Genomic DNA, 21,803 nt, shown 5'->3' with positions numbered 1-21,803 from the left:
CTCCCCGTTCTTCCGAAAGCCCGCTACCCGGCCTCGTGAGGTGTGGCCGTATGAAGGCGACGGGGGCCACTGCTGATGTGACCGCCTCATTCCAGGAGGGACAGCTCCCAGAGGGTCTCCCAGGCGCAGGTGTGGGCGTAGTCGGGCGGGAGGTGCCGTGCGTAGCGTTCCTGGGCGATGGCCGTCTGGCTCACCATGCTCCGGCTCAGCAGGAGGTTCTCCCGCTCGTCCCGTCCGGGTGCGTAGCCCGCGACGAACGCGTCGAAGGGCACGCCCTCGCCGAGGTGGGCGAGGGCGGTTCCGAGGCTTCTGAGGGGGCCGGTCATGTGGCGGCGGGCCGCGCTGTGGAACTGTCCGCCGCGTCGGTAGGACTGGTCCAGGAGCATGCAGACGGCCCAGTAGTGCAGATTCGCCAGGTGGCGCAGTGCCGGTACGGTCTCGTCGCGGACGGGTTCGCCGGACGGGGGGAGCCCGGTGGCGTGGTGGAGGCGGATCACCGGGTGGTCCGGGCTCTCGGGGTCCCATACCCGGTGGGCGCCGAGCAGAGCCGGGTGGGTTCCTTCGAACAGCGCGCGGAACAGCGCGAAGTGTTCGCTCTCCCCCTCCTCGCGGAGTACGTCGAGCCGGGCCTGCCAGGTGGGGTAGTCGAGGCGGTCGGGTTCGCGCTTCTCCAGGAGTGCGAGGACCCTGCCGACCTTGCGGTAGAGGCTGCCGACCTGGTTGGGGCGAGGCTGCGCGCCCGCGCCGAGCACCTCGTAGAGCCTCTCGATGAAGGCACGGTCCTCGGGCGTGTGCGGCCGGTCCGGGTCGACCGCCTCCGGCGAGGCCTCCACGTAGACGTACTTCGCGAGGGACTTGAGGCTCAGCGGCTCCAGCACGAAGTCGAAGGGGTAGATGTCCTTCTCGTACGGGAACTGCTGCCGCCCGAGGTGGGGTGCCGAACCCAGGGCCACGAGAAGGCCGTTGACGATGTCGAGGTGCGTCATCTCCTCGATCGCCACACCCATCAGATGCAGCGGCCGGCCGCCGTAGCGGTGGCTGGGCCAGCCGGCGAGGCGGGTGTAGCGGGGGACCTCGACCGAGAAGGCCGCGTACAGGTACTGGACGAGCAGGGAGTGTTCGATCTCGGCGCCGTCGCGCAGCAGCCGGACCAGCTCGAGAGTCGGGTCGTCGAAGAGCGGGGTGTACCCGAGCGCGTCCGACTCCTCGGCCGACAGCCGGGCCGTCACCGTACGGGCGGGCGGGCGCGTCTCCGGCATGGGGGACGGCTCGGGGGCCGGCTCGGCCGGGCGTTCGTCCGTGGCGGCCGACGCGACGGCGATGATCGCCTCCCGGTACCGGTTGTAGCCGGTGCAACGGCATACGTGCGGGCCGAGCACGGCGTCGACAAGGGCTTCCACACCTCGCTCGTCCCTCTCGCCCGCGGCGTGTTCGACGGCGACGCGTCCCGCCATCGCGAAGCCGGGTGCGCAGTAGCCGCATTGGAAGGCGTCCCGTTCGAGGAACGCCTCCTGGACCGGGTGCAGGGTGTCTCCCGTCGCGAGCCCCTCGACGGTGACGACGTCCCAGCCGCGCACGTGCCGCATGCTCGTCATGCAGGACTGCCGTGTCACCAGCGCGGCGCCGGGGTGGGGGCGGACGGCGACGGTGCAGGCGCGGCACTCGCCGATCGAGCAGCCGATCTTGGTGCCGGTCAGCCCCAGGTCCTCGTGCAGGAAGTGCACGAGCGACATGTCACCCGGGACGTCCCGTCCGGTGTGACGGGTGCCGTTGACGGTGAGGTCGAGTGCGGTCTGCGGTTCCTGCATCACGGCCGTCCGGCGGGGAGGGGGAGGTCGGCCACCCGGATCGGGGTGGCGGCGGGCCAGCAGCGGTCGTCGGTGTGGCCGAGGGCGTGCGCGACCGCGTTGGCGATGGCGGGGCTGACGGTCGTCATGGTGGCCTCGCCGATGCCCTTGTGGCGCAGCACGGGTCCGCCGCCCGCCAGCACACCGCCCGGGGGCAGGGGGACGAGGACCGTCTCGCGCCGGATCGCGGTGACGTCGGCGTAGCGCGGCATCCGGTAGCGGTCGAAGTTGACGAAGGGGCCGGCGCCCGCTTCCTCGGGCAGTTCCTCGAAAAGGGTGTGCGAGATGCCCATCGCGAGTCCGCCCTCCACCTGCCCCTCGATCACCGAAGGCAGCAGGGGGTCGCCGGCGTCGAGGAAGGTGACGGCGTCGACGACCCGGATCGTCCCCTGTCGGGGGGAGACTTCCACGCCGACGAGGTGACCGGCCGCCGCGTACAGGGACCGTGGGACCGTCGCCTTTCCCGGTCCTTCGCCGGGGGGCGGTCGCAGCGGCCCTTGGTACTCCGGGAGGAGGACCTGGCCTTCGGGAGAGGTCGCGAAGCCCAGCGCGTCGATGTCCATCGCGTGGGCGACTCCGTCGACCCGGAACGTGGCCGACGACCAGCCGTTGCAGAAATAGCCGTGCGCGACGGCGTAGGTCGCCGCTCCGGTGCGCCGGAGTTCCGCGACCAGCGCGGCCAGGGAAACGGGTGCGTGGTCGGGCAGACGGAAGGCGCCGTCGCGCCAGGCGGCCAGCAGCACGTCCTCGGCGAGCGTGGGCAGGCCCAGCAGCGTGCGCGCCGCCGGTACGAGCCGCAGCCGCAGCAGCGCGCGGCACGTCTCCCGCAAGACGTGCACATGGAAGAACGCCGTCTTGGAGGCGCTGCTCGCGCCGTGGCTGAGTTTGATCCCCGCGAGGCGGTGCTCGCCCAGGTCGTCGACCTGCTTCTCGAACTTCTCGAAGGGGCCGACCACGCCGAGGCGGACGTCGACGGGCGCGCCGAGGAGTTCACGGGCGGCCTGTTCCAGGGAGCGGCGTGCGCCCTGCCCCATGTCCACGTTCTGTCCCCACACCTCGACGCGTCCGTCGTCGGTGAGGTGCACGGCGCTGTAGACGCTGTCCTGGCTGGTGCCGAACGCTTCCATGCAGCAGGCGAACCCCACGCCGTAGAGGGTGCCGTCGGCTCGCCGGGGGTCGTTCCGGGTGCGCCACAACGGGTGTGCCAGCGCGGCGGCGCAGATCTCGGCGTTCGCGACGTGGAACCGCAGGGGTGTTCCGGCCAGGTCGACGTCGCCGTCGCCCGGGCCGGTGTGGGGGCGCAGGACGTTCGCGAGGCGGAAGGCGATGGGGTCCATGCCCAGGCGCAGCACGGCGAGGCGGTCGAGGGCGGTTTCGAGGTTGAACGCGACCTGCGGGATGCCGAATCCTCGCATCGATCCGACGGCGGGGATGGCCCGTTCGAGCACGATGCCGTGGACCGAGGCGCGCGGGACGCGGTAGGGACCGGTGGCGTGCAGGGCCGCCAGTCCGAGGACGGCCCCGTTGAGGTTGGCCTCGACGCCGCCCCGCAGGACGATGAAGGAGCGCATGGACCGCAGCCGTCCGTCGGGGCCGGTGCGGACCAAGCTGCGTACGGCGGACCCGTGGCGTTTGAGGCCGCCCTGGAATTGTTCGCGCCGGTCGTAGGCCAGCCGGACCGGTCCCGGGGAGAAGACCGCCGCGAGCGCGAGGTAGAAGGCGAACGGGGACTTGTCCCGCCCGCCGAAGCCGCCGCCGCTGTCGGTCGTCGTCAGCCGGATGGAGCTCACCGCCGGGTTGCCCGCGCCGAGGAGTCTGCGCAGATCGGGCACGTCGCCGTGCGGGGACTGCGTGCCGAGGAGCAGGTGCAGCGCACCGGTCGTGCGGTCCAGCCAGCCGAGTCCGGATTCGGGCTCCAGGAACGCCGGGTCGGTCTGCTGGGTGAAGGTCGTGGTGACGAGCTGGGTCTCCGTGGGGTCGGTCGGCTCGGCCGCGAGGGCCCTGAACAGCTCGTCCGCCTCGGGGTCGGGTTGGTTGTCCCGGACGAAGGAGGTGCCGTCGAAGGTGACCCGCCCCCGGCTCCAGTGGGAGTAGCCCTGGGGAACGGTGGTGTCGAGGAGGAAGTGCGCCTGGCGCCTGGCGCCGGTGGCCCGCAGGTGCGTCCACTCCTCCAGCTCCTGCGCGGTCGTGGGGGTCGGGCCGGTCGCCTGGGGCGGTCCGTAGACCAGGGGGCCGGCGTCCTCGCGCAGTTCCTGCGCGGCGCGGCGGAACCGTACGAAGTCGCCGTAGAGGGCGATGGCGACGGGTTGCCCCAGATAGTCGGCCACTTCTCCCTCGGGGAGCAGGGCCTGCACGGACTCGGCCGAGATCTGGTTGCGGTAGGGCGGGGAGGTGAGGTCCTGGGCCCGTACGAGCTTGTCGGGTCGCAGGTCGGCGGGGAGCAGGTCGAGGTCGAGGCGGAGGTAGGGCCGGTCGACGTGGCTGCTGCGCAGCAGCAGGGCGTGGGCGCAGTCGGCGGGCCATCCCTCGTCGGCGAGGTCGCGCGGGCGGTAGTCGCTCGCGAAGACCTTCGCGCCGGTGATTTTTTGCCGTCGGGCGTCGGGTGGGGTGTCAGCCATGGCGGCCCGCCGGGGCGGCACCGTGCGGGACGGCGTCGGGGGGTCCCGGCACACGAAGATCGTCGTCCATGATCCGACCTCGCCCCGCAGCCCGTGAACGGCCGCAGACGCATGGGAGACATTACGGTCGGCTCCACCTCAACACAGCCGACCACACCCGGCAACGCGGACCGGGCGGTCGAGGTGACCTCCGCGGGGGGTGCGAGCGGCCGGGCGGTCCCTGTTCAGGCGGCGGGCGCTCCGCCCTCCCCCGCCGTCATCTCCTCGACCTGGGCGAGCGCCTTGGCCAGCCAGGTCGTCCAGAAGGTCTCCAGCTCGATGCCGCCGCCCAGCACGAGGTGCCGCAGCCGGTCCTCCTCCGTGTCCCGCTCCGGCGGGAAGTCGCGCTCCTCGATCTCCGTGTAGGTGGCGAGCTGCTGCCGGTGCAGTGCCAGGTGACGGCGCAGCTCGGCTTCGAGGCCCTGGACGCCGACGACTCCCGCCGCGCGCATGCGCAGCAGGAGCGGGTCGCGGATGGGCTTCGGGTCCTCGGCCCGGGCCGTCCACGCGGTCAGCTCGGCGCGGCCCGCGGGCAGGACCTCGTACTCCTTCTTCTGTCCGCGGGTCGGCGCGTCGGACGGCAGGGCGCGGATCAGTCCGGCCTGTTCCAGCTTTCCCAGCTCGCGATAGATCTGCTGGTGTGTGGCGGACCAGAAGTAGCCGATCGACTTGTCGAAACGGCGGGCGAGTTCCAGCCCGGAGGAGGGCTTTTCGAGCAGTGCGGTCAGGATCGCGTGCGGGAGGGACATGCCCGCATCCTAGGCGTGGCGGTCAGATGGCAGCGGCCAGTTCCGTGCCCTGGCGGATGGCCCGCTTGGCGTCGAGTTCGGCGGCGACGTCGGCGCCGCCGATGAGGTGGACGGTCCGGCCGGCCGCGCGCAGCTCCTCGTACAGTTCGCGTCGCGGCTCCTGCCCGGCGCACAGGACCACCGTGTCGACGGCCAGGACCGTGGGGACGCCGTCGACCGTGATGTGCAGGCCCTCGTCGTCGATGCGGTCGTAGCGCGCGCCGGCGACCATGGTGACGCCCCGGTGCTTGAGTTCGGTGCGGTGGATCCAGCCGGTGGTCTTGCCGAGTCCGGCGCCGACCTTGGTGGTCTTGCGCTGGAGCAGGTGCACGGTGCGGGGCGGCTTCGGCCGGTCGGCCGCGCGGAGTCCGCCGGGGGTGCGGTAGTCCGTGTCGACGCCCCACTGCCGGAAGTACGTCGTCGCGTCGAGGCTCGCCCCCTCGCCGCCGTCGGTGAGGTATTCGGCGACGTCGAAGCCGATGCCGCCCGCGCCGATGACGGCGACGCGTTCGCCGGCCTCGGCGCCGTCGCGCAGGACGTCGAGGTAGCTGAGGACGCTGGGGTGCCGGGCGCCGGGTATCTCCGGGGTCCTCGGGGTGACGCCGGTGGCGACGACGATCTCGTCGTAGGTGCCTTCGGCGAGGTCCGCGGCGGTGACGGGGGTGTTCAGCCGCACGTCCACGCCGTGCAGTTCGAGCTGTGTGCGGAAGTAGCGCAGGGTCTCGCCGAACTCCTCCTTGCCGGGGATCCGCCGGGCGATGTTCAGCTGTCCGCCGATCTCGTCCGCCGCGTCGAACAGCGTCACCGTGTGCCCGCGTTCGGCCGCCGACACGGCGAAGGCCAGGCCCGCGGGGCCGGCTCCGACGACGGCGAGGTGCTTGCGGCGGCGGGTCGGCGACAGCACGAGTTCCGTCTCGTGGCAGGCGCGGGGATTGACCAGGCAGGAGGTGATCAGGCCGCTGAAGGTGTGGTCGAGGCAGGCCTGGTTGCAGCCGATGCAGGTGTTGATCGCCTCGGCCCTGCCCTGCCGGGCCTTGGCCACGAAGTCGGGGTCGGCCAGGAACGGGCGGGCCATGGACACCAGGTCCGCGCACCCTTCGGCGAGCAACTGCTCCGCCAGCTCGGGGGTGTTGATGCGGTTGCTGGTCACCAGCGGAACGGAGACCGAGCCCATGACCTTCCTCGTGACCCAGGTGTAGGCGCCGCGCGGCACGGAGGTCGCGATGGTGGGGATGCGGGCCTCGTGCCAGCCGATTCCGGTGTTGATGATCGTGGCTCCGGCGGCCTCGATCTCCCGGGCCAGCGTGATCACCTCTTCCAGTGAGGAGCCGCCCGGTACGAGGTCGAGCATCGACAGCCGGTAGATCAGGATGAAGTCCGGTCCCAGGCGCTCGCGGGTGCGGCGGACGATCTCCAGGGGGAAGCGGATCCGCTTCTCGTACGAGCCGCCCCAGCGGTCGGTGCGCCGATTGGTGCCGGGGGCGATGAACTCGTTGATCAGATAGCCCTCGGAACCCATGATCTCGACACCGTCGTAGCCGGCGAGCCGGGCCAGTTCCGCCGCGCGCACGAAGTCCTCGACGGTCGCTTCGACCTCGTCGTCGGTGAGGGCGTGCGGTGTGTGGCGGCTGATGGGCGCCTGGAGCGCGCTGGGCGCCACGAGGCCGGGGTGGTGGGCGTACCGGCCGAAGTGCAGGATCTGCATCGCGATCCTGCCGCCTGCGCGGTGCACCGCGGCGGTCACGGCCCGGTGCTGTTCGGCCTCCGCCGACGTGGTCAGCTTGGCTCCGCCCTCCCAGGGGCGCCCGGCCTCGTTGGGGGCGATGCCGCCGGTGACGATCAGCCCCGCGCCGCCGCGCGCCCGCGCGGCGTAGAACGCCGCCATCCGCTCGAAGCCCCCCTCGGCCTCTTCGAGTCCGATGTGCATCGACCCCATGATCACCCGGTTGGGCAGGGTCGTGAACCCCAGGTCGAGGGGGCTCAGCAGGTGCGGGTACGGGCTCATCGGGCGGCTCCTCGCGCTGTGTCGTCAGCACAGTTGTAGAGCACGTGGACGCATTATGCAACAAGTTGCATAACCGGGGCGTGCCCGAAAGCCGACAGGACCGCGAAGCCGCGCGCGAGGCTCTCCGGCTCCGGCCTCGGCCACGCCATGAGCGCGACGCGCATATCGGCGTGCGGACGCGGGGAACGGCGCGGCATCATGAATGCCCCCTGCAACCACCCGGAAGTGACGTCACCGTGAACCGCGTTCCCGCCGACCCCACCGCGCTCCACCCCTTCCCCGACCAGCCGCGCGTCGTCCAGTTGAAGCCGCTGGTGACCTCCGCGCTGATCGAGGCCGGGGAGTACTCCTACTACGACGACCCGGACGACCCGACCGCGTTCGAGAGTCGCAACGTGCTCTACCACTACGGGCCGGAGAAGCTCGTCATCGGGAAGTTCTGCGCGCTGGGCACCGGGGTGCGGTTCATCATGAACGGCGCCAACCACCGGATGGACGGCCCCTCGACGTTCCCCTTCCCCGTCATGGGCGGTTCCTGGGCCGAGCACTTCGACCTGCTGAGCGGACTGCCCGGCCGGGGGGACACCGTGGTCGGCAACGACGTGTGGTTCGGCTACGGCGTCATGGTGATGCCCGGCGTCCGCATCGGGCACGGCGCGATCATCGCCTCCGGCTCGGTCGTCGTCGACGACGTTCCCGACTACGGCATCGTGGGCGGCAACCCGGCCAAGCTCATCCGCACCCGGTTCGACGAGGCCGACATCGCCCGCCTGCTGGCCCTGGCCTGGTGGGACTGGCCCGCCGCGCACATCACCGAGCACGTGCGCACCATCATGTCCGGCAGCGTCGACGACCTCGAAGCGGCCGCCCCGGCCGGGCGATAGCGTCTCTGGGGCCTCGTGTCGTCACGCGTCGGCGGCACCGCCGCGGGAGCGCAGACCGGCGAGGAGGACGTCGTGCGCCCTCCGGCGTTGCCCGGCGGAGGCGGCCGAGTCGGCCATGCGCATGAACGCGGCGATGTCCTCCACCGTCGCGTCGCCGCGCAACATCCCCTCGCTCCGGGCGCGTTCGACGACCGGGCCGATCAGCTCGACGGTGACCCGCCGCCCGCGCTCGGCCGCCCGCGCGCTGGTGCGGCACAGGATGTCGAAGAGCGCGAGGTCCTCCTCGTGCGGAACGCAGCCCCGGGTGAAGACGGTACGGAAGGCCGTCCAGCCGTCGGTGATGCCGGCGGCGTGCTCGGCGGCCTCCCGGGAACCTTCGGACAGTTCGTCGAGCAACACGTCGACCAGGTCGTCCTTCGTGGGGAAGTGGCGGTAGAAGGTGGTCGCGCCGACCCCCGCGCGACGGGCGATGCCGTCGATGCCGGCGTCCGGGCCCTGGTCCTTGAACGCCTCGCGGGCGGCGTCGAGCAGCCGTCGCCGGTTGCGGGCCTGGTCCTTGCGGGGCCCGCGCACCGTGGTGGCCTGCGGCGCATCGGCCATGGTCCCTCCCTCGTGAAGAAGCGGCGGCCACACTACCGTTTCCTCTTCCCGAGGTGCCCGCCCCGGGCGGCGTCAGACTCCGCTCAGCCGGTGCCGGGACGGGCGCAGGTACACGATCCAGGTCAGGGCCGAGCAGGCGACGTAGAAGGCGAGGAAGGCGAGGTAGGCCGCGTCGCCGTTGTGGAAGGTGAGGAAGCTCTGCCGGAAGGCGACGTTGACGAGCACGCCACCGAAGGCGCCGATCGCGCCGGCGAGGCCGATCAGGGCGGTGGCGCGGCGGTGGGCGGCGGCCTCGGTCGCGGCGGGGTCGGCGCCACCGGTGAGGGCCCGGTCCCGGGCCTTGGCCCGGTGGAGGGCGGGGATCATGCGATAGGTGGAACCGTTGCCGATGCCGCTCAGGACGAACAGCGCGGCGAACGCGCCGAGGAAGAGAGCCGGGAGATGGAGCCGGGAGGCGGTGAGGATCAGGGCGGTGCCGGCGGTCATGGCCGCGAAGGTTGCCAGTGTCACCCGCGCACCGCCGTGGCGGTCGGCCCACGCACCGCCGAAGGGCCGGGCGAGCGAACCGAGCAGCGGGCCCAGCACGGTCAGGCACGCGACCTTGACCGGGGTGTCGAGCTGGTCGTGGAACTGCGCCTGGAGGACCAGCCCGAAGGCGAAGCCGAAGCCGATGAACGAGCCGAACGTGCCGAGGTACAGCAGTGACATCACCCAGGTGTGACGGTCTCGTGTGATCTCGCGCAGGGCGTGTCCGGTCTCCCGCGTGGTGGGCACGTTGTCCATGCGCAGGGCGGCCACGACGGCGGTCAGGGCGATCAGCGGGAGGTAGATCAGGGGCAGCAGGCGCGGGTGCGCGGCGCCGGCGGTGGCGAGGATCAGCAGGCCGACGAGCTGTACGGCGGGGACGCCGAGGTTGCCGCCGCCCGCGTTGATGCCCAGGGCGCGGCCCTTGAGCCGCTGGGGGTAGAAGGCGTTGATGTTGGCCATGGAGGAGGCGAAGTTGCCGCCGCCGACGCCGGCCACGGCCGCGGCCACGAGCAGCGTGGAGTAGGAGACGCCGGGTTCGAGGACGACGGCGACGAACGCGGTGGGGAGCAGGAGCAGCAGGGCGCTGACGACGGTCCAGTTCCGGCCGCCGAAGCGGCCGACCGCGGCGGTGTAGGGCAGGCGCAGGGCCGCGCCGACGGCCGTGGGGACGGCGGCGAGGGTGAATTTCCCGGCGGGGTCGATGCCGTATTCCGGGCCGAGGAAGAGCACGAGGACGGACCACATGCTCCAGATCGAGAAGCCGATGTGTTCGGTGAGGACGGACAGCCAGAGGTTGCGCCGGGCGATGCGGGCGCCGACGCGTTCCCAGAACGCGGGGTCCTCGGGGCGCCATTCGGTGAGGGTGCGGGCCCTCGGAGGTGCGGGCCGCGGTGGCGGTGGCAAGGTGGCCGGCCCGGTGGTCCGTACGGGCCAGGTGCGCAGGGCGGCGGGGGCGTTGTCGTCGTCGAGGCAGTCCCCGGTGCGCAGGTCGAAGGCCTGCTTGTACATGGGTGAGGTCACCACGGGGGTTCCGGCGCGGCTGCCGGTGACACCGCGGGAGATGACGTAGGCGCCGCTGAAGGGGTCACGGTTGTCGAGCGCGTAGAGCGCTCCGGCGGCGTCGCGGAAGAGGGCGACCTGTTCGCCGCCGACGAGGGCGGTGACGCCCCGGCCGGGGGTGAGGTCGCCGTAGCGGCAGACGGTCGTCCAGGTGTCGCCGTCGCCGATCTCGACGAGCGCGTCCGGGGCGGGGGCCGTACCTGCCGCTTCGTTCGGTGGCGGCGGTGGGAGCGCGGGCTCCGCGATGGGGGCGGTGGGGGCGTGAACGATGTCGGTCATGGGGTACGCACCTTCAGGGCGGGGCCGGCGATCAGGGGCACGGACGGGGCCGTGCCGTCCACGTCGCCGGGGCGGGAGGGTCGGATCTGGGCGCGTTCGGGGACGAAGCGCACGGCGGGGTCGGGGGTGCCGGGGGCGTTGACGAAGGAGGCGAAGCGGCGCAGGCGTTCGGGATCGTCCAGGGTCGCGGCCCATTCGTCCTGGTAGGTGTCCACATGACGGGCCATCAGCTCGTCGAGTTCGGCGCAGATGCCGAGGCTGTCGTCGAGGATCACGGCACGGAGGTGATCGAGGCCGCCTTCGAGCCGCTCGATCCAGGGGGCGGTGCGCTCGAGCCGGTCGGCGGTGCGGATGTAGAACATCAGGAAGCGGTCGATGGTGCGGACGAGCGTGGTGCGGTCGACGTCCTGGACCAGCAGGTCGGCGTGGCGGGGTGTCATGCCGCCGTTGCCGCCGACGTAGAGGTTCCAGCCGGTGGAGGTGGCGATGACGCCGAAGTCCTTGCTCTGTGCCTCGGCGCACTCGCGGGCACAGCCGGAGACCGCGGACTTGAGTTTGTGCGGGGCGCGCAGGCCCCGGTAGCGCAGTTCGAGGTCGATGGCGAGGGCGACGGAGTCCTGGACGCCGTAGCGGCACCAGGTCTGCCCGACGCACGACTTCACGGTGCGCAGTGCCTTGCCGTAGGCGTGGCCGGACTCGAATCCGGCGTCCACCAGGCGGCGCCAGATCGGGGGGAGCTGGTCGACGGTCGCGCCGAACATGTCGATGCGCTGCCCGCCGGTGATTTTGGTGTAAAGGCCGAAGTCGCGGGCGATCTCGCCGATGACGATGAGCCCGTCGGGGGTGATCTCGCCGCCGGGAACGCGGGGGACGACGGAGTAGGAGCCGTTGCGCTGGAGGTTGGCGAGGAAGTGGTCGTTGGTGTCCTGGAGGGCGGCCTGTTCGCCGTCGAGGATGTAGGGGGTGTCCCCGAGGGTCGCCAGGATGGAGGCGACGGTGGGTTTGCAGACGGCGCAGCCCTGGCCGCTGCCGTGCTCGGCGAGGAGCCGGGTGAAGGTGGTGATGCCCTTGACCCGGATGATCTCGTACAGCTCGGCGCGGGTGTGGGTGAAGTGTTCGCACAGGCCCCGGGCCGTCTCGGTGCCGGTGGCGGCGAGTTCGTCGGTGACGAGGGTGGTGAGGGCCTTCTCGCAGCTGCCGCAGCCGGTGCCGGCCTTGGTGCACTTCTTGACGGCGGCGACCGTGGCGCAGCCGCCTTCGGCGACCGCGGTGCGGATCGTGCCTTTGCTGACGTTGTGACAGGAGCAGATCACCGCGTCGTCGGGAAGGGCCGCGGCCCCCACCGGGCCGCCCGCGGGTCCGGCCGAGGCGGGCAGCAGGAGTTGTTCGGGCGGTACGGGCAGGGGGGCGCTGCTCCCGGCGAGTGGTCGGAGGGTGGCGTAGGAGTCGGCGTCCCCGACGAGGATGCCGCCGAGCAGGCTGCCGTCGGGGCCGATGACGAGTTTTTTGTAGACGCCGGCCCGGCTGTCGGCGTAGAGGACGTCGAGGGCGCCTTCGGTGGTGCCGTGGGCGTCGCCGAAGCTGGCGACGTCGACGCCGAGGAGTTTGAGTTTGGTGGAGGTGTCGGCGCCGGTGAACTCGCCGTCCTCGCCGCCCAGCCGGCGGGCCGCGGTCTCCGCCATGGCGTATCCGGGGGCCACGAGTCCGTAGACGCGCCCGTCGGCGGCGAGGGCGCATTCGCCGATGGCGTGGATGCGGGGGTCGGCGGTGCGGCAGCCGGTGTCGACGACGATGCCGCCGCGGTCGCCGACGGGCAGGCCGCAGTCTCGGGCGAGCTGGTCCCTGGGCCGTACGCCCGCGGAGAAGACGACGAGGTCCGCGTCGAGCACGGTGCCGTCGGAGAGGGCCAGTGCGCGGACCCGCCCGTCGGCGTCGGTGTCGATCCGTTCGGCGGCGGCTCCGGTGTGGACGGACACGCCCAGCTCTTCGATCTTGCGGCGGAGGGCCGCGCCGCCGGCGTCGTCGATCTGGAGGGCCATCAGGCGGGGGGCGAATTCGACGACGTGGGTCCGCAGTCCCAGGGCGCGCAGGGCCCCGGCGGCCTCCAGGCCGAGGAGTCCGCCGCCGACGACGACGCCGGTGCGCGCGCCGGCGGCGCGGGAGCGGATGGCGGCGACGTCCTCGATGGTGCGGTAGACGTGGCAGCCGTCGGCGTCGTGGCCGGGGACGGGCGGTACGAAGGGGTAGGAGCCGGTGGCCAGGACCAGTGCGTCGTAGCCGATCCGGTCTCCGGACGCGGTGGTGACGGTGCGCCCGTCGCGGTCGACGGCGGTGGCGGGCTCGCCCAGGCGCAGGTCGATGCCGTGGGAGTCGAGGAAGCCGGGCGGGGTGAGGGCCAGGTCCTCGGCGCGGGTGCCGGTGAAGGTGGCGGTGAGGTGTACGCGGTCGTAGGCGGGCCGGGGTTCCTCGGCCAGGACGGTGACGCGCCACCGGCGGTCCGCGCCCTCCTTCTCGTACAGCGCTTCCAGGAAGCGCTGGCCGACCATGCCGTGGCCGGCCAGGACGAGGCTGCGGCGGGTGTCGGTGGCGTCGGACGGTCGCGTCATGGGCGGGCTCCTTCGTGGATCAGGTACAGGGGGTCGGCGGGGAGGTCCTCGTCGCGTTGCCATACGGCGAGCAGGTCGCCGAGGGTGGCGAGGTCGCCGAGCAGGACGGCGCCCGCCAGTCGGTCGCCGCGTCGGACGAGCTTCCTGTGGGTGCCGCGGGTGGCGTCGGTGAGGCGCAGCACCTCGTGGTCGCCGTGGCGTTCGGCGGCCGGGTCGCCGAAGGCGGCCAGCTGCACGGGGCCCGCCGTCAGCCGGGTCAGGGGGCGGGCGCCGGTGTAGCGGGCGTGCGGGTCGGTGCCCGAGAGGAGGGCGGCCAGGGTGTCCGCCTGTCGCCAGGCGGGGTCCGCCAGACCGTGGACGACGCCCCGGTGTTCGGCGCAGTCGCCGAGGGCGTAGGTGCCGGGGGCGGAGGTCGCCAGGCGGTCGTCGACGACGATCCCTTGGCGCACGTCGAGTCCGGCGGCCCGGGCCAGGTGGGTGCGGGGACGGACTCCGCAGGCGAGGAGCACGAGGTCGGTGTCCAGGCGGGTGCCGTCGGCCAGTTCGACGGCGGTCACCCGGCCGGTGCCGTGCAGGGCGCGGGGCCGGTGGCCCAGGTGGGTGTCGATGCCGAGGCCGGTCAGCTGGTGGCGCAGTGCCGCCGCCGACTCGGCGTCGAGGTGGCGGCCCATCAGGTGTGGTTCCCGGTGGACGAGGTCGACGTGCGGGCCGAGGGTGGCGAGGGCCCGGGCCGCGCTGACGCCCAGCACTCCCCCGCCGATGACGACGGCTCGCGCGGCCCGTGCGGCGGCGTCGGCGAGGAGTCGGCAGTCGGTGAGCGTGCGCAGGTGGTGGACGCCGCCGAGGAGGTCGCCGTCCGGCGTGCGCGAGCCCGGGAGGGCCGGCCGCACGGGGCTCGCGCCCGTGGCCAGGACCAGGCTGTCGTAGGCGGTGTGCTCCCCGTCCGCGAGGACGATCTTCCGCGCGTCCGTGTCGAGGGCGACGACTTCGGTGCCGGTACGGACCGTGGTGCCCGGGCCGTAGGGGAGGTCGACGGCGGCGTACCGGCCGGTGAGGACCTCGGTGAGCAGGGTGCGGTTGTAGGGGGCGTCGGGTTCGGCTCCGTAGAGCGTCAGTTCGATGTCCTCGGGGGCGCTGTGGGCCTGGAGCTGTCGGGCGAGGCGGGCGGCGGCCATGCCGGCGCCGACGACCGCGATCCGGTGGGGGTTCATGGCTGCTGCTCTCCGGTGGCCGCCTTCTCCAACCGGACGGCGCACACCTTGAATTCGGGCATTTTCGATACCGGGTCGAGTGCGGGGTTGGTCAGGGTGTTGGCGCGGCCGGCGCCGGGCCAGTGGAAGGGCATGAAGACGGTGTCGGGGCGGATGGCGTCGGTGATCCGGGCGGGGGCCAGGGCCCGGCCGCGGCGGCTGGTGACGGCCAGCAGCTGGCCCTCGGTGACGCCGAGGCGCGTCGCGAGACGGGGGTGGAGTTCGACGAAGGGTCCGGGCGCGGCCGCGTTCAGTTCGGGCACGCGCCGGGTCTGCGCCCCGCTCTGGTACTGGGCGGTGACCCGGCCGGTGGTCAGGTGCAGCGGGTAGTGGGCGTCGGGTTCCTCGGCGGCCGGCCGGTGGGAGACGGCGGCGAAGCGGGCCCGGCCGTCGGGGGTGGCGAAGCGGTCGAGGAAGAGGCGTGGGGTGCCCGGGTGGGTGGGGTGGGGGCAGGGCCAGAAGACGCCGTCCTCGGCCCGGATCCTGGGGTAGCTGATGCCCGCGTAGTCGGCGGGGCCGCCCGCGGAGGCGCGCCGCAGCTCCTCGAACACCTCTTGCGGGTCGGTGGGGAAACCCCGGGGGACACCGAGCCGCGCGGCGAGTCCGTGCAGGACGTCGAGGTCGGTGCGGACGCCGTCGGGCGGGGTGACGGCGGCTCGGCGCAGGATGACCCGGCCCTCCAGGTTGGTGGTGGTGCCGGTCTCCTCGGCCCACTGCGCCACGGGCAGGACCACGTCGGCCAGCGCCGCGGTCTCCGAGAGCACGACGTCGCTGACGGCGAGGAAGTCCAGTGCCGCGAGGCGTTCGGTGACGTGGGCCGCGCGCGGGGCGGAGACCATCGGGTTGGAGCCCGCCACCAGCAGGGCCTTGACGCCGCCGGGGGTGCCGAGGCGGTCCAGCAGCTCGTACGCGCTCACCCCCGGGCCCGGCAGCGTGCCGGGGTCCACGCCCCATACCTTCGCGACGTGGGCGCGTGCCGCCGGGTCGGTGAGGGAGCGGTAGCCGGGCAGTTGGTCGGCCTTCTGACCGTGTTCGCGCCCGCCTTGGCCGTTGCCCTGTCCGGTCAGGCAGCCGTAGCCGCTGCCGGGGCGGCCGGCCTTGCCGGTGGCCAGGCACAGGTTGATCCACGCGCCGACGGTGTCGGTGCCCTTGCTGTGCTGCTCGGCGCCCCGGGCCGTGAGGACCATGGCGGTGGGGGCGTCGGCGAACCGGCGGACCGCCTCGCGCATCAGCGGCACCGGTACTCCGGTGAGCTGTTCGACCCGCTCGGGCCAGTGCGCCATCGCCGCCGCCCGGGCCTGCTCGAAACCGGTGGTGCGGTCGGCGATGAACTCCTCGTCCAGGTGGCCGTCGGCGACGGCCAGGTGCAGCAGCCCCAGCGCGAGCGCGAGGTCGGTGCCCGGCACCGGGCGCAGGTGCGTGTCGGCCCGTTCGGCGGTGCGGGTGCGGCGCGGGTCGACGACGATCAGATGGCCGCCGTTGCGGCGGAGCTCGGTGAAGTACCGCAGCAGGGGCGGCATGGTCTCGGCGGGGTTGGCGCCGACCAGGATGACGCATCCGGCTGTAGCGATGTCCTCGACCGGGAAGGGCAGCCCCCGGTCGATGCCGAACGCGGCCCGGTGGGCCGCCGCGGCGGACGACATGCAGAAGCGGCCGTTGTAGTCGATGTGCGGGGTGCGCAGCACGACGCGCGCGAACTTGCCCAGCAGATAGGCCTTCTCGTTGGTCAGGCCGCCGCCTCCGAAGACGCCGGTGGCCTCGGGCCCGTAGCGGGTGGCGGTCTCCTCGAGCCCGGCCGCGACCCGGCTGAGGGCCTCGTCCCACGACGCCCGTACGAGGGTGCCGGTGGCCGGGTCGCGGACGAGCGGGGCCGTCAGCCGCACGGCCGGGTCCAGGACGGCGGCGGCGGTGCGGCCCTTGCCGCACAGCGCGCCCCGGTTGACGGGGAAGCCGGGGCGCTCGACGACCTCCACGGGTGGCACGCCGGGCCCGGCGCCGGGGGGAGGGCGTCGCAGCCCCATGCCGCACTGCAGTGCGCAGTACGGGCAGTGCGTGTCGGTCGTCGTCATGCCGACCACGTTCGCCCCCGGCCGTTTCACGGCGGCGTCCGCGGTGTTGCGCGCGGGGTACGGGCTCTTCATACGTCCCGGGAGGCTCGGTGATGACCACGACATGTGCCGTAACAAAGCGGCCGCGGGTTCTCACCCGGGTGTGACGGCCGGGCAATCCGGCGGAAACACCGGGCGCGCAGCCTGCACACATGAGAACTACCCGCACGGCCACCGCGTCGCCGAACGACTCGCCCGTGGGGCAGCTGACGGGCTTCACCGTCGGGGTGACGGCCGCGCGGCGCCGGGAGGAGCTGGTGGCGCTGCTGCGCCGGCGCGGTGCCCGGGTCGTCGAGGCGCCCGCGCTGAGCATCGTCCCGCTCGAGGACGACACGGCGCTGCGCCGGGCCACCGAGCGCTGTCTCGCGGGGCCGCTGGACTACGTGGTGGCCACCACGGGGCTGGGCTGGCGCGGCTGGATGAGCACCGCCGACGGATGGGGCATCGGGGCGGAGCTCACCCGGCTGTGCCGTGGCGCCACCGTCATCAGCCGTGGGCCGAAAGCCACCGGGGCGGTCCGGGCGAGCGGTGTGGACGAGGCCTACTCCCCCGATTCCGAGGCCAATCACGAGCTGTTGACGTGGCTGCTGGCCCGGGATCTGCGCGGTCGGCGGGTGGCGATCCAGGAACACGGCGCCCCGCTCGACGGCTTCGCCTCGGCGTTGCGCGAGCGTGGTGCAGAGGTCATCGAGGTGCCGGTCTACCGGTGGGGTCCGCCCCAGGACCCGGAGGCGCTGCGGAGGCTGGTGGAGGCGACCGTGCGCGGGGAGGTGCACGCCCTGACCTTCACCAGTGCCCCGGCGGTGGTCGCCCTGCTGGAGACGGCCGCCGCCCTCGGCCGCCACGGCGCGCTGGTGGCGGCGCTGCGCGAGGACGTGCTGGGGGTGTGTGTCGGGACGGTCTGCGCGCGGCCCCTGCTGGAGCTCGGCCTCCGGCCGCACTGCCCGGAGCGGGGCCGGCTGGGCTCGCTGGTACGGACCCTCGGTGAGGTACTGCCGGGGCGCGGCCGCCTGGAACTCCTGCGCCCGCCCGGACGGTTGGTGCTCCAGGGCAGCGCGCTGCTCCGCGACGGCACGGCGGTGTGGCTGCCGCCGCTGCTCGCGGCCGTGCTGCGGGCCTTGGCCGAGCGGCACGGCCATGTGCTCAGCCGCGGTGAGCTGCTGCGCCGTGCCTGGCCGGACGCCGCCCGCGCCGACGAGCACGCGGTGGAGGTGGCCGTAGCCCGGTTGCGGTCGGCCCTGGGGCCGCACGCGGACCTGGTCCGTACGGTGCCCAAGCGCGGCTACCGCCTGGTGGGTGACGCATGACCGCGGGTCGCGCCGCGCGCACGCCGGTGCTGGTCGCCGTCGCCCACGGCACACGAGACCCGGCGGGCGTCCGGACTGTCCGTCAACTCCTGGATCAGGTAAGGGGGTTGCGTCCCGGCCTGCGGGTGAGAGCCGGCTTCCTCGGCCATGCCGATCCCGGACTGGCGGAGACGCTGGACGATCTGCGCGGCACCCCGGTCGTGGTGCCGCTGCTGCTGGGAACCGGCTACCACGTCCGTACGGACATCCCCGCCGCCCTGGCCGCGGCCGGTTTCGGCCGGGCTCCCGTGGCCCGTGTCCTCGGCCCGGACCCGCTGCTCGCGACGGCCCTCGGCGACCGGCTGCGCGAGGCCGGCTGGCCCGGGACCGCCCGGGGCGGGGCGGTCGTCCTCGCGGCCGCCGGCTCCCGTGACCCGGCGGCGAACGCCGCGACGGCCGAGGCGGCACGGCTGCTCGGAGTGCGGCTGGGGTGCCCGGTGCTGCCGTCGTATCTGGGCGGGGCGTCCCCCACGCCCGCCGAGGCCGTCGTCGCGCTACGGGCGCGGGGCCACCGGTGCACGGCGGTGGCCCCCTATCTGCTGGCCCCCGGATTCTTCGCCCGGCGGGCGGCGGACTGCGGCGCGAACATCACCTGCGCGCCCTTGGGCGCGCACGAGACGGTGGCCCGTTTGGTGCTGCGCCGCTACGACGAGGCCTGTTTCAGGGCGGTCCCTCTCGTGACGCCCGGCCGGAGTCCAGGCCGGCCGCCTCGTACGGCCGCCCATCCGCGGTGAGGTGCCGGGCGGCCGGCACGTCCGCGGGCCGGGGCGGCGGGACGTGCCACCGGTCCGCGCCCAGCCGTCGATGGAGAACGGCGAGCGGGCGGGGCGCCCACCAGTTGGCGTGACCGGTCAGCCGCATGAAGGCGGGCACGAGCACGCCCCGGACGACGGTGGCGTCGACCAGGACCGCCGTCGCCAGTCCGCATCCGATGAGTTTGAGCAGCGTGATCTCGGAGGCGACCAGGGGAAGGAGCGCGACGGCGAAGATCACCGAAGCGGTCGTGATCATTTTGCCGGTGCGGGCGACGCCGTTCACCACGGCGCCGCGGTGGTCGCCCGAGGCCCGGTACTCCTCCTGGATCCGGGAGACGAGGAACAGTTCGTAGTCCACGGAGAGCGCGAAGGCCGCGCCGAAGACCAGGACGGGCATGGAGGTCTCCAGTTCCCCCGTGACGGTGAAGTCGCCGAGGAGGCCACGCAGGTGCCCGTCCTGGAAGACGTGGACCATGGCTCCGAAACTCGCGGTCAGGCTCATCACCCCCATGAGCACCGCTTTGACGGGGATGAGGACCGAGCCGGTGAAGAGGAACAGCAGCAGGAGGACCCCGCCGATGACGACGGCCGCCGCCTTCGGCAGGGCGGCGAAGACGGCGTCCTTGGTGTCGAGCACCCGGGCGGGTCGGCCCCCGACGAGGTGTGGCCCGGGGGACGGCAGGGCGCGTAGCTCCTCGACCAGGCGCTCGTCCTGCTCGGGCGTTCCGCTGCCGGTCACGGCCAGCCAGGTCGCGCCCTGGGTGATGTGGGCGAGCGAGCCGACGCGCGGGCCCTCGGTGAGCCGGCCGTCGTCGTAGGCACCGAGGCCGGTGGAGACCCGGTCCACCGTGGGGAGGGCGGAGACGCGGCGGGCGTACGCGTCCAGTTCCGCCTCCTGGTCCACGGCGTCGACTTCTGGCAGGAGCACGGTCAGGGTGCGGTTCCACGGCAGGTCGAAGTCCCGCTCCACCGTGACGGCGGTGGCGTGCGACTCGACCCGCTCGGGCAGGACGCGCTCGTCCGCGACGCCGAAGCGGACGTGCGCGAAGGGCAGGGCGAGCGTCGCCAGGAAGAGCACCGCGCAGCCACCGGACAGCACCGGTCGCGCCGTGGCGGCGCGCGCGGCGCGATGCCACGGCGACGTGCCGTCGCCGCGCCGGGCTCGGCGCAGGGGCGCGAAGACGTCACCTCGGTCGATGCGGGTGCCGACGACGGAGAGCAGAGCGGGCAGGACCAGCGCGGTCGTGGCCGCCGCCAGCACCACCACGCTCACCCCCGCGACGGCCAGGGAGCGCAGGAATCCCTGCGGGAAGAGCAGGAGCGCGCTCAGACAGACGACGACGGTGGCCGCGGAGTAGCTCACGGTGCGGCCGGCCGTGCGCATGGTGCGGATGACGGCTCGGCCGGGGTCGGCGCCGGCGGCCAGTTCCTCCCGGTAGCGCGTGACGACGAAGAGCCCGTAGTCGACGGCCAGGCCGAAGCCGAGCGCCGTGGTGATGTTCGACGCGAAGGCGGAGACGGGCAGGAGCGCGGTCAGCAGCCGCAGCACCGCGAACGTGCCGGCCACCGCGAGCCCTCCGACCAGCGCGGGCAGCAGGGCGGCGGTCAGCGAGCCGAAGGCGAAGAGCAGCACCAGTACGGCGAGCGGTACGCCGATGAGTTCGGCCCGGACGAGCTCGTGTCCGCTGAGTTCGGTGGCCTGCGCCATGACCCACGCCGGACCGGTCGCGGTGACCCGCAGCGGCCCGTGCCGGCCCGTCAGCCCGGGCACCAGCGTCGCGGCGCGCCGGGCCGTCGCGTGCTCGTCCCCGTGGAGATCGACGGTGACGAGGGCGGCGTGCCCGTCCTCGCTCAGCAGCCGGGCGTCCCCGACGGTCCAGTAGGAGAGGACCTGGCGCACCCCGGGCCGCCGGGCCACCTGACGGGCGAACTCCCGCCCGGCCGCGGCCGCCTCGGGACCGGTGACGGGCCCGGCGGCGCGCGCGTGCAGCACGAGGTCCGGAATGCCCGCGCCGAACCGCTGGGTGAGCACGTTCTCGACGCGCGTCGCCTCGGTGCCGTGGGCGATGTAGCCGCCGTTGGACAGCCGGGCCGGAGCGCCGAGGGCGGCGAACGCCAGCAGGGCACCGAGCCCCAGCGCGGTCACCAGGACCCACCACGGGTGCCGGGCGGACCACCCGGCCGCACCGCCTCCGCGTGCCTTCGGGGCGGCCACCGGACGTTCGCCTCGCATGCGGGTCCTTTCGTCGACGCGGCAATCCTGACGAAATACGAGCAGTTCCGGCAAACAGCACTTTACTCGTATGGGGTAAGTAATTGGGTGAACTATGGCAATCCAGGGAGCGGTTGGACTACCTTGCCCGACCGGGAGCGCCCGTTTCCCTTCACCGCGACCATCCGTCGCGGCGAAGATCCGTTGCGACACAAGGAGGAGTCACATGCCCGGTAGGGCTCACACCGTCCGCGCCGCCGCTGCCGCCTGGGCGCGGCGCGGCGCCGACGTGGCGACCGCCGCCGGAGCGGCGGTCGTCCTGCTCGTGACCGGTACCGCGCCGGGTCACGCCGAGACACCCGCACGGCCGTCCGCACAGGCCGGACCCGACGCCGTCCGGGCGGGCGGCACGCTCAGGTGCTCCCTGCGGACGGCGCCCGGCATCACGCTGTCGCCCGCCGTCTCCGGCACCCCCCGGCGCGTCTCCGCCCGCGGCACCGTCCACCTGAGCGGCTGTGTCTCCCCCGACGGCAGGCAGTCACGGATCAGGTCCGGGCGGCTCGCCCTGAGCGGCAGCGGCCTCGCGAACTGCTCCGGGGCGACGGGCGTCAAGGGCAGCGGCACCATCACCTGGTACACGGGCGCGAACCGCACCGGTGGCGTCGTCGGACGGTCCGTCGTGCGGCCCGCCTCCGGGGGCCGGCAGGGTTACACGCCCCTCGACTCCTTCCTCGGCGGCAGGGTGACCTCCGGCCTCATGGCAGGTCGCTCGTTCTCCGGCACCGCGGTTCCCACCAACGACGTCAGGACGTGTCTCACGCGCGGTCTCGGCCGCGTCGAAGGACGTGGCCGCCTCGGCGTCGGCTGACCGCGAACTAG

At 73.3% G+C, this 21,803-nt stretch carries 14 protein-coding genes and 1 pseudogene; 4 read left to right on the top strand and 11 right to left on the bottom strand.

What is annotated here, in order from left to right:
* Positions 1-86 precede the first annotated feature (86 nt).
* From FHS38_RS27910 to FHS38_RS27895, 4 genes are all read right to left on the bottom strand, one after another.
* Positions 87-1,808: a 2Fe-2S iron-sulfur cluster-binding protein gene (locus FHS38_RS27910; RefSeq protein WP_184738164.1), complete on the bottom strand. Its 1,722-nt coding sequence runs from the start codon at positions 1,806-1,808 to the stop codon at positions 87-89.
* Positions 1,808-4,465, bottom strand: a complete 2,658-nt coding sequence (locus tag FHS38_RS27905; protein WP_184738162.1) for a xanthine dehydrogenase family protein molybdopterin-binding subunit — start codon at positions 4,463-4,465, stop codon at positions 1,808-1,810. The genes FHS38_RS27910 and FHS38_RS27905 overlap by 1 nt, the downstream gene beginning before the upstream one ends.
* A gap of 224 nt (positions 4,466-4,689) precedes the next feature.
* Positions 4,690-5,253 (bottom strand): PadR family transcriptional regulator, encoded by a 564-nt coding sequence (locus FHS38_RS27900; RefSeq protein WP_184738160.1) that lies wholly within the window; start codon positions 5,251-5,253, stop codon positions 4,690-4,692.
* Positions 5,254-5,275: 22 nt separating this feature from the next.
* Complete coding sequence (locus tag FHS38_RS27895; protein ID WP_184738158.1) at positions 5,276-7,297, bottom strand: NADPH-dependent 2,4-dienoyl-CoA reductase; 2,022 nt, start codon at positions 7,295-7,297, stop codon at positions 5,276-5,278.
* 236 nt (positions 7,298-7,533) lie between these two features.
* On the opposite strand from FHS38_RS27895, the gene FHS38_RS27890 reads away from it, so the two are divergent.
* Positions 7,534-8,181 (top strand): CatB-related O-acetyltransferase, encoded by a 648-nt coding sequence (locus tag FHS38_RS27890; RefSeq protein ID WP_184738156.1) that lies wholly within the window; start codon positions 7,534-7,536, stop codon positions 8,179-8,181.
* Between the two features lie 21 nt (positions 8,182-8,202).
* On the opposite strand, the gene FHS38_RS27885 is transcribed toward FHS38_RS27890, so the two are convergent.
* The 6 genes and pseudogenes from FHS38_RS27885 to FHS38_RS27865 all read right to left on the bottom strand — a co-directional run bounded on the left by FHS38_RS27885 (position 8,203) and on the right by FHS38_RS27865 (position 16,572).
* On the bottom strand, positions 8,203-8,781 hold the full coding sequence (locus FHS38_RS27885; RefSeq protein WP_184738155.1) for a TetR/AcrR family transcriptional regulator: 579 nt from the start codon (positions 8,779-8,781) through the stop codon (positions 8,203-8,205).
* A 72-nt stretch (positions 8,782-8,853) separates the two neighbouring features.
* Positions 8,854-10,212 carry a nitrate/nitrite transporter gene (locus FHS38_RS27880; RefSeq protein ID WP_260420999.1) on the bottom strand — a complete coding sequence of 453 codons (1,359 nt, stop codon included), beginning with the start codon at positions 10,210-10,212 and terminating at the stop codon, positions 8,854-8,856.
* 24 nt (positions 10,213-10,236) lie between these two features.
* Positions 10,237-10,647 (bottom strand): annotated as a pseudogene (gene nirD, locus FHS38_RS35710) (nitrite reductase small subunit NirD); the annotation flags it as partial.
* Positions 10,644-13,253, bottom strand: coding sequence for a nitrite reductase large subunit NirB (nirB, locus tag FHS38_RS27875; RefSeq protein WP_184738153.1), 2,610 nt, complete (start codon positions 13,251-13,253; stop codon positions 10,644-10,646). The gene nirB and the pseudogene nirD, both read right to left, overlap by 4 nt.
* The gene (locus FHS38_RS27870) at positions 13,250-14,464 is read right to left on the bottom strand and encodes an NAD(P)/FAD-dependent oxidoreductase (RefSeq protein ID WP_184738151.1); all 1,215 of its coding nucleotides are present in this window, start codon (positions 14,462-14,464) and stop codon (positions 13,250-13,252) included. Before FHS38_RS27870 ends, nirB begins: the two co-directional genes overlap by 4 nt.
* Positions 14,461-16,572, bottom strand: a complete 2,112-nt coding sequence (locus tag FHS38_RS27865; protein ID WP_184738149.1) for a molybdopterin oxidoreductase family protein — start codon at positions 16,570-16,572, stop codon at positions 14,461-14,463. Before FHS38_RS27865 ends, FHS38_RS27870 begins: the two co-directional genes overlap by 4 nt.
* A 191-nt stretch (positions 16,573-16,763) precedes the next feature.
* Between FHS38_RS27865 and FHS38_RS27860 the strand changes: the two genes are divergently transcribed.
* Positions 16,764-17,918: a uroporphyrinogen-III synthase gene (locus FHS38_RS27860; RefSeq protein WP_184738147.1), complete on the top strand. Its 1,155-nt coding sequence runs from the start codon at positions 16,764-16,766 to the stop codon at positions 17,916-17,918.
* Positions 17,915-18,691: a sirohydrochlorin chelatase gene (locus tag FHS38_RS27855; protein WP_260420980.1), complete on the top strand. Its 777-nt coding sequence runs from the start codon at positions 17,915-17,917 to the stop codon at positions 18,689-18,691. The genes FHS38_RS27860 and FHS38_RS27855 overlap by 4 nt, the downstream gene beginning before the upstream one ends.
* Here the strand turns inward: FHS38_RS27855 and FHS38_RS27850 are convergent.
* Entirely contained in the window at positions 18,618-20,945 is a 2,328-nt protein-coding gene (locus FHS38_RS27850) for an MMPL family transporter (RefSeq protein WP_184738145.1), read from the bottom strand. The genes FHS38_RS27855 and FHS38_RS27850 overlap by 74 nt on opposite strands.
* Positions 20,946-21,150: 205 nt before the next feature.
* Between FHS38_RS27850 and FHS38_RS27845 the strand changes: the two genes are divergently transcribed.
* The gene (locus FHS38_RS27845) at positions 21,151-21,792 is read left to right on the top strand and encodes a hypothetical protein (protein WP_184738144.1); all 642 of its coding nucleotides are present in this window, start codon (positions 21,151-21,153) and stop codon (positions 21,790-21,792) included.
* The last annotated feature ends 11 nt before the right edge of the window (positions 21,793-21,803 follow it).

Source organism: Streptomyces netropsis (genome assembly GCF_014203545.1).
GTDB classification, from domain to species: domain Bacteria; phylum Actinomycetota; class Actinomycetes; order Streptomycetales; family Streptomycetaceae; genus Streptomyces; species Streptomyces netropsis.
This window is presented reverse-complemented; position numbering and strand designations above follow the sequence as displayed.